The following is a 12,139-nucleotide window of genomic DNA, read 5'->3' as shown; positions in this document are numbered from 1 at the left end:
GAAGGGGATTTTCTATTGCGCTGCTTAGAACTGAGAAGTTCCGTTTGTCATCTGACGCTCCTGCGCCTCAATCATCTTTTTCACCATATATCCGCCAACAGAACCATTCTGCTTAGAAGTCAGGTCACCATTGTAACCCTCTTTAAGAGGTACTCCGATTTCCTGTGCTACTTCCATTTTAAAACGGTCTAAAGCACTCTTTGCTTCCGGTACTGCTGCTGTGTTTGAAGATCTGTTTGACATAATTAACGCCTCCTTTTAAATTGAAACATTTTTTCTTTGGATTTTCATTTTCTTTTTCATTTGCAATTGTTAGTTGCAATTCTAGTATGCGGGAAATTCAAGATTTTAAACTGGCAATTCCTGCACGTTTTTGCAGAAAAATGAAAAAAAAAGAGAAAAAGCCTATTCCTTTCTATAGAAATCATGATATAATCCTCTTGGTTAGAGAAAACAATAATAGGTAAGAAGTGTGGAAGTAATCTTCCAACTCTGCCGATATGACGCTGTATACGCGTCAGAAAGAGGAAAGAATGAACGTAGGCTTAATCGCACACAACGAAAAGAAAAATCTCATGGAAGATTTTTGCGTAGCGTATAAGAAGATTCTTGAAAAGCATCAGCTATACGCAACTGGGACAACAGCGAGACATATCGACGAGGCCGCGAATCTAAAAGTACACAGATTCCTTCCGGGAGCCTTAGGCGGTGATAAGCAGCTGATGGAAATGATTTGCCGTAACAGTCTGGATATGGTTTTGTTTTTTTACAATCCTGTGACTGGCGGAAAAGAACCCGGCATTGATGAAATTTCAAAATGCTGTGACCGTTACAATATACCGATTGCAACCAATATCGCTACTGCCGAATCGCTGATTCTTGGGCTGGCAAACGGCGACTTGGAATGGAGGGAGCAGATATGTCCATAAATGATGTAGAGAATCTATTTCTGTTTGCGGGGGGACTGGGAATGTTCCTTTATGGCATGCACAGCATGTCCGACGGCATACAAAAGTCAACCGGGCAGAAGATGCAGGAACTTTTAGGTATTCTGACAAATAACCGTTTCATGGCAGTTATTGTCGGCATGCTGGTTACGGCAATCATACAAAGCAGCGGTGCAACCACGGTCATGGTGGTCGGTTTTGTAAATGCCGGAATTATGAGTCTCGGACAAGCTGTTGGCGTTATCATGGGTGCAAATATCGGTACATGTATCACATCATGGATTGTATCCTTAGGGCAGCTGGGCGATACTTTTAAGGCAATCTCCCCGTCATTGTATGCACCGCTCCTGGTAGGGTTCGGAGCGTTCTGCATCATGTTTTCGAAAAAGCAGAAAAAGCAGATTATTGGTGAAATCGTTATCGGTCTGGGCCTCTTATTCATAGGTCTTGATTTTATGAAAGGTGCAGCCGCAGATTATATGGAACTTCCTATTTTTTCCCAGGCGTTCCAGTTATTTGGCAGTAATCCGTTCCTGGGAATTGCGATTGGTATTATCGTAACAGCTATTATGCAGAGTTCCTCTGCATCCGTTGGCGTTCTGCAGACTTTAGCAGCTACGGGCGGTGTAGTAACTACCAGTGCCGCCGTTTATATCAGCCTTGGTTCCAACATTGGTTCTTGTGTAACGGCTTTGCTTTCCAGTATTGGCGCGTCGCGAAACGCTAAGCGTGCAGCCGCCATTCACCTCACCTATAATGTCATCGGTGTTGTAGTATTTGGAACATTTTTATACTCCTTCTTCCGGTTTATGCCCCAATATGGGCAGGCAGGAATTAACAGCGTAGGGATTTCCATGTTCCATACAGGTTTCAGCATTGCCCGTATGATTCTTATGTTCCCGTTTGCAGATAAGTTGGTTTCCCTTTCCGGCCTGCTTGTAAAAGAACACAGCAGTTCTGCAGAGAGCACGGACAGCGAAGAAAGCCTGACGCTGCGCCATCTGGATAAACGTATTCTGGAGACTCCTTCCTTTGCCGTAGAAAATGCGATTCTTGAAGTAGTACATATGGGTAAAATTGCCTTTGAAAATTTGCGTAATGTATCAGAAGCGGTACTCAATTATGATAAAGAAAAGGTTGAAAGCGTATATAAGACAGAAAAGACCATTAACACGATGGAAAAACTGATTACCGAATACCTGGTGCAGATAAGCAACCTCTCGCTCAATGAAGAACAGCATAATATTATCAATAACCTCTTTTATTCTGTGAGTGATATTGAAAGAGTAGGAGACCATACTGAGAATATTGCTGAACTGCTTGACACAAAAGACGGAAAGATGATTCAGTTCACTGAAGAAGCCACCGGCGAAATGTCAGAAATCATGGGGCTGGTAATCAATGCTTTTGATTTCGCCATTAAGGCAAGGGAAGAAAAAAATATTCATGCAGCAGCCAAGGTTGGAAAATATGAAGATATGGTAGACAGTATGGAAGAAGAGCTTCGTGAAAAACATATTGAGCGCCTTTCCAAACAGCTCTGCAAACCTGAAAACGGCGTGGTATTCCTGGACATCATCAGCAATCTGGAAAGGATTTCCGATCATGCATACAATCTGGCAGGCTATGTAATATCAGAACATTGACAAACATCTGCAGAACATCTATAATAACTATAAAATTTCAGGAAACTGTTGACCGTCTTTTGCGGTATCCGACAGTTTTCTTATTTAAAAATTGACAAGAACAGGACATTTTTATATGAGAGTGATTGCCGGAACAGCCAAACGGCTGCCTTTAAAAACTGTTCCAGGTGACGGGACAAGACCCACCACGGACCGTATCAAAGAAACATTATTCAATATGATTCAGCACGAGTTATATGAAACCCGTTTTTTGGATTTATTTGCCGGAAGCGGTGGAATTGGGATTGAAGCGCTCAGCCGCGGTGCATCGAAAGCCGTGTTTGTGGAAAATAACAGGAAAGCCGCAAAATGTATCAGTGAAAACCTGGATTTTACCAGGCTGGCAGAAAGGGCAGATATTCTGCAAATGGACGTATTGGCGGCGCTGCATATACTTTCCGGCGCACCCCCCTTTGATTTTGTATTTATAGACCCCCCTTACCGCGAAGGCTGGGAAGAGCGGGTACTTACAGCCCTGTCTGCTTCCGGGCTGCTTACAGAGAGTTCTATAGTTATTGTAGAGGCAGCAAAAGACACTTCTTTTGATTTTCTGGAAAACACCGGATTTATCCTGCGGCAGCGCAAGGAATACAAAACAAATGCCCACTTATTTTTACAGCCAGCCGCGAGAGGGGGAAACAAATGATGAGGAGGGCAGTTTATCCCGGAAGCTTTGACCCGGTAACTTTCGGACACCTGGACGTGATACGGCGTTCCTCCGCTCTGGTAGATGAGCTGATTGTCGGAGTTTTGAACAATAATACGAAAACACCGTTGTTTTCTGTAGAAGAACGTGTTAAGATACTATTGGAAGTCACGAAAGATATCAGAAATGTGCGAGTAGAATCTTTTTCCGGCTTATCTGTAGATTTTGTTAAAAATTGTAATGCAGGTTTTCTTGTCCGGGGGCTCCGGGCAATCACGGATTTTGAATATGAGCTACAGATGGCACAGACAAACCGAATTATGAATCCTGAAATCGATACAATTTTCCTGACAACCAGTCTGGAGTATGCATATCTCAGCTCCAGCACAGTAAAAGAGGTAGCGGCTTATGGCGGGGATATTTCAAAATTTGTTCCCCAGGTTGTCGTAGAACACATGCGTAAAAAGTATGGGAAACATATAACTAAGTAAGGAGAGATTAGAATGAGCAGCAGAATTGAACAAATTATCGAAGACATTGAGGAATATGTAGACAGTTGCAAATTCCAGCCTTTGTCCTCTACGAAAATCGTTGTAAACAAAGAAGAACTGGAGGAGCTGTTGCGGGAGCTCCGTATGAAAACACCAGACGAAATTAAACGTTATCAGAAAATTATCAGCAATAAAGACGCCATCCTGGCTGATGCGCAGACGAAAGCAGCTTCCCTCATTGCCGATGCACAGGCACAGCAGAAGCAGCTTGTGGAAGAGAGTGAAGTTATGCAGCAAGCTTACCTGCAGTCAAATGAACTTCTGGAAAAGACAAACGCACAGGCACAGGAAATTCTGGACAATGCTACGAATGACGCAAACAGCATCCGTATGGGCGCATTACAGTACACAGATGAGATGCTGGAAAACCTTGAGAAAATTATGAGCCACACGATTGAGACGGCCGGCTCCAGATACAATAATTTTATCAATTCGCTGCAGTCCTGCTATGATATTGTAAATAAAAACCGCCGTGAACTGTCACCTCAGGCAGCCCCGGCAAGCTACAGTACAGGTTCCGCCGGAACGGAAGATTTCCAGGACGATTCTTTAGCTTAAAAAGCAAAGAGATAAAAGCAAAGCTATCAGGCTGGTAATAAGTTTTGAACGCACATATTTCCCAATGGAAAAATGTGCGTTTTTTGCTGCACTGTCCGTCTGGGCAAGTGCAGACAGACCTCCGTAAGAAACCATAACCATCAAAAACAAAAAATTTGACGGAAAAGAAAAGCCCTCCATAATAGCCGGAATACCATTTGTAATCTCTGACAAGGCAGTCAGCAGAGCCTTCCCCTGAGCAGGAACCGGAAGCGTCTGAATGATACCTGCCAGAATAGCAAATAGCATCACATAACACCCAAGTTTTACAATGGTAGTTACACCATCCAGGATACAACTGTCTACCATGCCGAAGCAGAGGGGCTCTTTGGGCGCACTGGAAAGACTGCATACCTTTGTATCTGACGAAATCTTTTGGCTGGTACGACGGTATGCCGGATTTGTCAGTATCCCGTAAAGCAGCGGAGCCCCATAGAGAATGACAAGTGAAGGAACAAGAAGGTCCGGCGCTTTCAACTGCTCCATCACCAGAAAATTCATAACAAAAGAAGGGCTAATATTATTACAAAATCCCAACAGATACTGTGCTTCTTCCAGTGTGATTTGGCCCCGTAAGCGTAAATCTGCAAGCGTCTTGGCGCCCATAGGACAACCACATAGAAATCCCATCAGAAGGGCATAAGTTCCTCCGGGACTCAGCCGCAGCATGCCGTGAAAAATTGGAGACAACACAGATACCAGCGGACGTACCAGATCGGCGCGTATTAATATATTTGAAAAAATCATAAATGGAAGAAGAGTAGGCAAAAGCGTATCAAACCACAGATGCAGCCCCCGCCGGGACGCCGCAAGCGCCTGGGCGGGGCACAGGAATAAAAATAAAAGGATTGCTGCAGCTGATATTTCATATCCGATTTTCTTCATGGAACCCCTCCTCTGCGCTCTGCGTGTTACAGTATATGTAAAGATTTTCAATCAAGAACAGGAAAACAACGGTACTATTATCGGAAAGCAACGCATATACTGTTACCGTTCAGCTTTTATTAAAGGGGATATTGCATGAACCCTCGAATCCTGAAACAAATTCTGCAAATGCTTATCTGCCTGATTTTAATGGTAGGCTTATGTACCGATTTATTACATACCTGCACAACCTTTGGACGCGTTATGAACCTGAAACCAGACACCGCTCCCACTGCACATTTCCGCAGACAGCATCTCTCCACGGAGGCTCTGGAAAAACTGGCGGAAACCGCCGTTGAAACGAATCTGTCAAAAGGTACCGTCCTTTCGGTATGGATGCCCATGAAAAAGTTTAAACTGACAGACGGAACATCACTGACAGCCGAAAATTGTAAAAAATGGGGCGCATACTTTTTAAAACATCGGAGAGAGGAATTTGAGGAACTGCAAAAGCTGTATGCAGCGGTTTGGGATGATCTTGTTTATTTCCCTACGGGAAAAGAAATCACCTATGAAGATTCCTGGATGTTCGAGCGCAGCTATGGAGGAAAACGCAGACATGAGGGCTGCGATTTGATGCCGCCTGAAAATGAAAGCGGTGTTTATCCTATATTCAGCATGACGGATGGAGTTGTGGAAAATATCGGCTGGCTTGACAAAGGAGGCTGGCGCATTGGAATCCGCAGCCCTCACGGAGGATATTTTTACTATGCCCATCTGTCAGACTATGCGTCCGGTTTCCAGGTGGGACAGAAAATACACGCAGGGGATATCATCGGCTATATGGGCGATACCGGATATGGTCCGGAAGGAACCCGTGGAAAATTTGACGTCCATCTCCATCTGGGAATCTACGTCCGGACAGAAAAGCATCCCGAAATCAGTGTCAATCCTTACTGGATACTTCGAAGCCTGGAAAGCAGGCGGCTGACATACCACCTTTCAGAACCTTGAGCGCGTAACTTGCTGACCGACAAACCGCAATTTGACTGTCCCTGAAAAGACCGAAACGAAATGGAACCTGGTAACAGTTCAGCCCAGGACTTTGCACCTGCTGCAAAGTCCGTGAGAATGCGTAAATTCAGCCAGAGAATCCAGCCCTTTGCGATCAGCAAACTTTAAATGGGCTGGATTCCGTAACAGTGAAGCCGAAGGCTGAACTGTTACGGAATCTGCGAAAAACCGCACACCTTTCTTGAAAAAGGGTGTCCGGTTATGTTATACTAAATTTTAAACGAAATAAGGAGATGTACGGATCTATGGAAATACAATTATGGAAAGAAATCCTGGACCCCTACGAGCTTGCCGTGAAAGAACTGACGGTTAAATTTAACCATCTGATTCGCGAGCATCGGTCCAGGGGGCTTTATTCTCCCATCGAACAGGTCAACGGACGGGTGAAAACGATTTCCAGCATTCTGGACAAAGCCCAGAAAAAGAAAATCCGGATTGAAGATATTGAAGAGAAGCTGGGTGATATCGCGGGAATCCGCATCATCTGCCAATTTGTAGAGGATATCGAAAAGGTAGTGGAAATCATTCATAACCGCACAGATATGACCGTGAAAAGCGAGAAAGATTATATTAAAAATACAAAGAAAAGCGGCTATCGGAGCTATCATATTATTATTTATTATGAAGTGCAGACTTTGAAAGGAAGCCGGCGTATTCCGGTAGAAATCCAGATACGTACCCTGGCAATGAATTTCTGGTCGACGATTGAGCATTCCTTACAGTACAAATATAAGGGAAGCATCCCGGAACATATCCGCACAAAGCTGACCAGCGCCTCGGACGCCATTTTGCTGCTGGACAATGAAATGTCTTCTGTGCGCAGCGAGATTATGGATGCCCAAAATTCCTTTCAAATTCAGGCGAATCTGGTAAGCGACATCCTGAATAATATCCAAAACCTGTACAACATGGCAAATAAGCGGGAGATTGTACGGATACAGGATGAGTTTTACCGCGTGTACGGAACAAACGATATTGAACAGTTAAAGCGCTTTCACCGTCAGCTTGACATTATCTCGGAAGGCTACCGCGCGCAGTCCAATGACAAACGCTATGAGGAGATACAATGAAATTACCACAATCTTTTACCTCTTCTATGAGGGAACTGCTTGGAACTGAATATGAAGAATATCTGGCATGTTTTGACGAACCGTCAGCGCGGGGGCTGAGAGTAAACACTTCCAAAATATCCGTAGAAGATTTTTTGAAACTCACTCCGTTTGCCCTGGAACCGATTCCCTGGACAAAGAACGGATTTTATTACAGTGAAGATGAGGCAGTCACAAAGCATCCCCATTATTATGCGGGGCTTTACTACATACAGGAACCAAGCGCTATGATTCCTGCATCCAGGCTGCCAGTGGAGCCGGGGGATTGGGTGCTTGATTTATGTGCCGCGCCGGGCGGAAAGGCTACGGAACTGGCAGTCAGACTCGGAGAAAACGGGCTTTTAGCTGCAAACGACATCAGTAATTCCAGAGCCAAAGGACTTTTGAAAAATCTGGAGCTTTTTGGCTGTGGAAATATGCTGGTGCTCAGCGAATCCCCGGAGAAATTGCTGGAATATTTTGAAGAGTGTTTTGATAAAATCCTGATTGACGCCCCCTGTTCCGGGGAGGGGATGTTCCGCCGGGAGCCGTCCATGATAAAAAGCTGGGAAAACCGGGGACCGGAATATTATGCCGGAATCCAAAGGGAAATCCTTCGCTGTGCAGTAAAGCTTCTGCGCCCCGGAGGAAAACTGCTGTACTCTACCTGCACATTTTCTGAGATAGAAAATGAACAGACGATTCTCCGCCTCTTAGACGGCAGCCCGGATATGATGCTGATTCCCATGAAAGGGTATGAAAGCTTTTCAAAAAGCCGTCTTCCCCACTGTATCCGGGTATACCCGCACAAAGTACGGGGAGAAGGACATTTCGCCGCACTTTTGCAAAAAGAAGGAACTACCTGCGGCTGCCAGACCAAAGAAACAACACCGAAAAATTTGCGGAAATCCGGAATACAGAAAACGGAAACACAAAAGTTCCCGGCAGATTTTCTGGAATTTCTTGCACAGATTCCGCGCCTTAAGAATCGCCTGGGGCAGATGGAAATCCGCAGGAACCGAATTTATCTCATGCCGGAGCATCTGCCTGATATGAGCAGCCTGCGCTTTCTGCGGACGGGTCTGCTTATGGGAGAATGTGTCAGAAACCGTTTTGAGCCAAGCCAGGCTCTGGCTATGTGGCTGACAAAGGACGATTTTCCCCAGACACTTTCCCTTGCGTCAGACGATGATAGAGCCATACGGTACTTAAAGGGAGAATCCGTGGCGCTGACGGAAGAAGAAGCACATCTGAAAAAGGGCTGGGTGCTTGTATGTACGGACGGTTACCCCCTGGGATGGGCAAAAGCGGCTGGCGGGATGCTGAAAAATAAATATTATCCGGGATGGAGAGTGCAATGATGGGAACGATGCGGCTGGATAAATTGCTGGCAAATGCAGGCATAGGAACGCGTAGCCAGGTAAAGCAGCTGATTCGGAAAGGCTGTATATCTGTTAATGGAGAAATTGTAAAAATGCCGGAAGCAAAAGCCGACAGTGAAAAAGATAAAATCCTGGCAAACGGAAAAGATGTATTTTATACAGAATATGAATATTACATGTTTCACAAACCTGCGGGGTATGTAACAGCCACCCGGGACAAGCAGGATTCAACAGTTATGGATTTGCTGGAAGTTCCACAGAAAGAAAAGCTTTTTCCGGTAGGACGGCTGGATAAAGATACGGAAGGGCTGCTGTTAATTACGGATGACGGCGCTTTGGCGCATGATCTGCTTTCCCCGAAAAAGCATGTAGATAAGACTTATTTTGTGCGTGTGTCCGGCACGCTGCTTTCTGAACATTCAGAAGCGTTCGCATCCGGTATAAATATCGGTGATGAAAAGCCCACCCTGCCCGCACGGTTGGACATCCTTTCCTCCGGCGAAATTTCAGAAGCGGAAGTTACCATCTGTGAGGGAAGATTTCATCAGATCAAGCGGATGTTTAAAGCTTTGGGATTTCAAGTACTCTATCTGAAACGACTGTCCATGGGAAGCCTGCGGCTGGATGCAGCGCTTGAAAAAGGCAGATACCGGAAACTTACAGAGGAAGAACTGGCACAATTAAAAGAGGGAAAGAACAGAGGTAAATTATGCTAAAGGAAATACAGGCAGTCATTTTTGATTTAGATGGGACGCTGGTAGATTCCATGTGGATGTGGCGGGAAATTGATATACAATATTTGGGAAGATACGGTATCCGGCTGCCTGAAACGCTGCAGGCAGAAATTGAAGGCATGAGCTTTACAGAAACTGCCGTTTATTTTAAAGAAACTTTTCATATTCCCCAAACGATAGAAGAAATCAAACAGGACTGGTATGAGATGGCTTATGAAAAATACGCTCATGAGGTTCCGCTGAAGGCTGGGGCTCTGGAACTTTTAAAATTCCTGTACGGCAAGGGGATTCGGACAGGCATCGCCACCAGCAACGGAATCCGCCTGGTGGAAGCTGTAATGGAATCCAACGGCCTTGGCAAATATATTCAGGTGGTGCGTACCGCATGTGATGTAGCAAAAGGCAAGCCCGCCCCTGATATTTATCTGAAAGTTGCGGAAGATTTGGGTGTGGACAGCGAAAACTGCCTGGTATTTGAAGACGTACCTATGGGTATTCTTGCCGGGAAAAATGCCGGTATGCCGGTATGCGCAGTAGAGGATTCCCATTCCAGAAATCAGATAGAAGAAAAGCGGCGCTTTGCCGATTATTATATTAACAGTTTTCACGATATTTTTAACGGCGCCTATGAAATCCTGAATGCCAGGAAAGATATTTTTGCCGACTGGAAGGAGTGGATATGACGATGGATTTTCTCCCCTTATCCCGAAAGGATATGGAAACGCGGGGTATCCGCCAATTTGATTTTGTTTATGTAATCGGGGACGCCTATGTGGATCATCCTTCATTCGGACATGCCGTTATCAGCCGCGTATTGGAGTCCCGCGGATATACGGTAGGCATTATTTCCCAGCCCGACTGGAAAAATACAGAGAGCATCAGCATTTACGGGGAGCCGCGTCTGGCATTTCTCGTATCATCAGGAAACATGGACTCCATGGTAAATCATTACAGCGTATCGAAAAAGCGCAGAAGCACGGATGCCTATACTCCTGGCGGCGTTATGGGAAAGCGCCCGGATCACGCTGCAGTCGTTTACTGTAACCTGATTCGCCGGAAATACAGAAACACGCCACTGGTTATTGGTGGAATTGAGGCGAGCCTGCGCCGCCTTGCGCATTATGATTACTGGACGGATTCTCTGAAACGTTCCATCCTCCTGGATTCCGGCGCAGATTTGATTTCTTATGGCATGGGAGAACGCTCTATCGTGGAAATCGCCGACGCTTTAAACAGCGGGATTGCCGTGAAAGATATTACTTTTGTGGATGGGACAGTATTTAAGACCAGGGATAAATCTCTGCTCTATGATTATATTGAGCTTCCCTCCTACGAGGAATTGAAAGCAGACAAGATAAGCTATGCCGAAAGTTTCTATACCCAATACTGCAATACCGATCCGTTTTCCGGGAAACGGCTGGCAGAGCTGTATGACAGACAGCTCTACGTGGTGCAGAACCCTCCTGCAAAGCCCCTGAGCCAGCAGGAAATGGATGCAATCTATGGATTGCCTTACATGCGCACTTATCATCCCAGCTATGAGCCGCTCGGAGGCGTGCCTGCTATCCGCGAAGTAAAGTTTTCCCTGGTAAGCAGCCGGGGATGTTTCGGCGGCTGCAATTTCTGTGCGCTGACTTTCCATCAGGGACGGATTATCCAGACGAGAAGCCATGAATCCCTCATCCGGGAAGCGCAGCTTATGACGGAAGATAAGGACTTTAAGGGCTATATCCATGACGTGGGAGGGCCTACAGCAAATTTCCGGCATCCTTCCTGTGAGAAGCAGCTCACGAAAGGCGTATGCCCGAAGAAACAGTGCCTGTTTCCAACTCCCTGTAAAAACCTGAACGTTGACCACACGGATTACCTGTCCCTGCTCCGGAAACTGCGGGAGATTCCAAAAGTGAAAAAAGTATTTATCCGTTCCGGAATACGTTTTGATTATCTGGTCTATGATAAGAATGAAGAATTCTTCCGGGAACTGGTGCAGCACCATGTAAGCGGGCAGTTAAAAGTAGCGCCTGAACATGTGGCGGATAAGGTGCTGGCGCGTATGGGAAAGCCGGAAAACTCCGTTTACCGGATGTTCTCTGAACGGTACCGGGATTTAAACAGGAAATGTGGAAAAAACCAGTTCCTTGTGCCATACCTGATGTCCTCCCATCCCGGCTCAGCTATGAAAGAGGCCGTGCAGCTGGCGGAATACCTGCGGGATTTAAAATATATGCCGGAGCAGGTGCAGGACTTTTATCCCACGCCTTCGACAATCTCCACATGCATGTATTATACAGGAGTAGACCCACGTACAAATGAAAAAGTTTATGTACCTGTCAATCCCCATGAAAAAGCAATGCAGCGTGCGTTAATCCAATACAGGAACCCGAAAAACTACGAACTGGTAGAAGAGGCATTGAAAATTGCCGGACGCACAGATTTAATCGGCTATGACAAAAAGTGCCTGATCCGTCCCAGAAAAAGCGCGTCTAAACAGAGTAAGCCGCAAAGAGACAAACCTGTAAAAAAGAAAAAAACCATACGGAATGTTCATAAAAAAAAGCGGTAGCGCAAATT

Annotated in this window: 13 protein-coding genes; 11 read left to right on the top strand and 2 right to left on the bottom strand. The window is 45.6% G+C overall.

What is annotated here, in order from left to right; translation table 11 throughout:
* Positions 1 to 24: 24 nt before the first annotated feature.
* A complete protein-coding gene (locus NFR99_RS00925) occupies positions 25 to 243 on the bottom strand; it encodes an alpha/beta-type small acid-soluble spore protein (RefSeq protein ID WP_135974768.1) in 219 nt (72 codons plus the stop codon).
* A 290-nt stretch (positions 244 to 533) separates the two neighbouring features.
* Here NFR99_RS00925 and NFR99_RS00920 point away from each other — a divergent pair, with 290 nt between their 5' ends.
* The 5 genes from NFR99_RS00920 (at position 534) to NFR99_RS00900 (ending at position 4,387) form a co-directional block, all read left to right on the top strand.
* Positions 534 to 929 (top strand): methylglyoxal synthase, encoded by a 396-nt coding sequence (locus NFR99_RS00920; protein ID WP_120481353.1) that lies wholly within the window; start codon positions 534 to 536, stop codon positions 927 to 929.
* Complete coding sequence (locus NFR99_RS00915; protein ID WP_251352260.1) at positions 920 to 2,593, top strand: Na/Pi cotransporter family protein; 1,674 nt, start codon at positions 920 to 922, stop codon at positions 2,591 to 2,593. The genes NFR99_RS00920 and NFR99_RS00915 overlap by 10 nt, the downstream gene beginning before the upstream one ends.
* 115 nt (positions 2,594 to 2,708) lie before the next feature.
* The gene (gene rsmD / locus NFR99_RS00910) at positions 2,709 to 3,278 is read left to right on the top strand and encodes a 16S rRNA (guanine(966)-N(2))-methyltransferase RsmD (protein ID WP_120481315.1); all 570 of its coding nucleotides are present in this window, start codon (positions 2,709 to 2,711) and stop codon (positions 3,276 to 3,278) included.
* Entirely contained in the window at positions 3,278 to 3,769 is a 492-nt protein-coding gene (gene coaD, locus NFR99_RS00905) for a pantetheine-phosphate adenylyltransferase (protein ID WP_135974964.1), read from the top strand. Before rsmD ends, coaD begins: the two co-directional genes overlap by 1 nt.
* A 12-nt stretch (positions 3,770 to 3,781) precedes the next feature.
* Positions 3,782 to 4,387, top strand: a complete 606-nt coding sequence (locus NFR99_RS00900; RefSeq protein WP_120481316.1) for an ATPase — start codon at positions 3,782 to 3,784, stop codon at positions 4,385 to 4,387.
* On the opposite strand, the gene NFR99_RS00895 is transcribed toward NFR99_RS00900, so the two are convergent.
* A complete protein-coding gene (locus NFR99_RS00895) occupies positions 4,379 to 5,311 on the bottom strand; it encodes a transporter (RefSeq protein WP_251352257.1) in 933 nt (310 codons plus the stop codon). The two genes, NFR99_RS00900 and NFR99_RS00895, sit on opposite strands and share 9 nt — an antisense overlap.
* A 135-nt stretch (positions 5,312 to 5,446) precedes the next feature.
* On the opposite strand from NFR99_RS00895, the gene NFR99_RS00890 reads away from it, so the two are divergent.
* The 6 genes from NFR99_RS00890 to NFR99_RS00865 all read left to right on the top strand — a co-directional run bounded on the left by NFR99_RS00890 (position 5,447) and on the right by NFR99_RS00865 (position 12,131).
* Positions 5,447 to 6,304: a M23 family metallopeptidase gene (locus NFR99_RS00890; RefSeq protein WP_251352255.1), complete on the top strand. Its 858-nt coding sequence runs from the start codon at positions 5,447 to 5,449 to the stop codon at positions 6,302 to 6,304.
* A 305-nt stretch (positions 6,305 to 6,609) separates the two neighbouring features.
* Positions 6,610 to 7,434: a GTP pyrophosphokinase gene (locus NFR99_RS00885; protein ID WP_120481318.1), complete on the top strand. Its 825-nt coding sequence runs from the start codon at positions 6,610 to 6,612 to the stop codon at positions 7,432 to 7,434.
* Positions 7,431 to 8,813, top strand: a complete 1,383-nt coding sequence (locus NFR99_RS00880; RefSeq protein WP_251352253.1) for an RsmF rRNA methyltransferase first C-terminal domain-containing protein — start codon at positions 7,431 to 7,433, stop codon at positions 8,811 to 8,813. Before NFR99_RS00885 ends, NFR99_RS00880 begins: the two co-directional genes overlap by 4 nt.
* A complete protein-coding gene (locus tag NFR99_RS00875; protein WP_251352251.1) occupies positions 8,810 to 9,550 on the top strand; it encodes a pseudouridine synthase in 741 nt (246 codons plus the stop codon). The genes NFR99_RS00880 and NFR99_RS00875 overlap by 4 nt, the downstream gene beginning before the upstream one ends.
* Positions 9,544 to 10,251: an HAD family hydrolase gene (locus NFR99_RS00870; RefSeq protein WP_251352219.1), complete on the top strand. Its 708-nt coding sequence runs from the start codon at positions 9,544 to 9,546 to the stop codon at positions 10,249 to 10,251. Before NFR99_RS00875 ends, NFR99_RS00870 begins: the two co-directional genes overlap by 7 nt.
* The gene (locus NFR99_RS00865; RefSeq protein WP_251352217.1) at positions 10,248 to 12,131 is read left to right on the top strand and encodes a YgiQ family radical SAM protein; all 1,884 of its coding nucleotides are present in this window, start codon (positions 10,248 to 10,250) and stop codon (positions 12,129 to 12,131) included. The genes NFR99_RS00870 and NFR99_RS00865 overlap by 4 nt, the downstream gene beginning before the upstream one ends.
* Positions 12,132 to 12,139: the final 8 nt, after the last annotated feature.

Origin of the sequence: Hominisplanchenecus murintestinalis, from assembly GCF_943193015.1 — a bacterium.
Lineage (GTDB): Bacteria > Bacillota > Clostridia > Lachnospirales > Lachnospiraceae > Hominisplanchenecus_A > Hominisplanchenecus_A murintestinalis.
Note: the sequence above shows the minus strand (reverse complement) of the source record. Positions and strands in the feature narration are given on the sequence as shown.

Bases quoted from the DNA above. Each gene is read 5' to 3' on its own strand.
- NFR99_RS00925 (WP_135974768.1), bottom strand. From the start codon at position 243: ATGTCAAACAGATCTTCAAACACAGCAGCAGTACCGGAAGCAAAGAGT.
- NFR99_RS00900 (WP_120481316.1), top strand. From the start codon at position 3,782: ATGAGCAGCAGAATTGAACAAATTATCGAAGACATTGAGGAATATGTA.
- NFR99_RS00875 (WP_251352251.1), top strand. From the start codon at position 8,810: ATGATGGGAACGATGCGGCTGGATAAATTGCTGGCAAATGCAGGCATA.
- NFR99_RS00880 (WP_251352253.1), top strand. From the start codon at position 7,431: ATGAAATTACCACAATCTTTTACCTCTTCTATGAGGGAACTGCTTGGA.
- coaD (WP_135974964.1), top strand. From the start codon at position 3,278: ATGAGGAGGGCAGTTTATCCCGGAAGCTTTGACCCGGTAACTTTCGGA.
- NFR99_RS00870 (WP_251352219.1), top strand. From the start codon at position 9,544: ATGCTAAAGGAAATACAGGCAGTCATTTTTGATTTAGATGGGACGCTG.
- NFR99_RS00915 (WP_251352260.1), top strand. From the start codon at position 920: ATGTCCATAAATGATGTAGAGAATCTATTTCTGTTTGCGGGGGGACTG.
- NFR99_RS00865 (WP_251352217.1), top strand. From the start codon at position 10,248: ATGACGATGGATTTTCTCCCCTTATCCCGAAAGGATATGGAAACGCGG.
- NFR99_RS00890 (WP_251352255.1), top strand. From the start codon at position 5,447: ATGAACCCTCGAATCCTGAAACAAATTCTGCAAATGCTTATCTGCCTG.
- NFR99_RS00895 (WP_251352257.1), bottom strand. From the start codon at position 5,311: ATGAAGAAAATCGGATATGAAATATCAGCTGCAGCAATCCTTTTATTT.
- NFR99_RS00920 (WP_120481353.1), top strand. From the start codon at position 534: ATGAACGTAGGCTTAATCGCACACAACGAAAAGAAAAATCTCATGGAA.
- rsmD (WP_120481315.1), top strand. From the start codon at position 2,709: ATGAGAGTGATTGCCGGAACAGCCAAACGGCTGCCTTTAAAAACTGTT.
- NFR99_RS00885 (WP_120481318.1), top strand. From the start codon at position 6,610: ATGGAAATACAATTATGGAAAGAAATCCTGGACCCCTACGAGCTTGCC.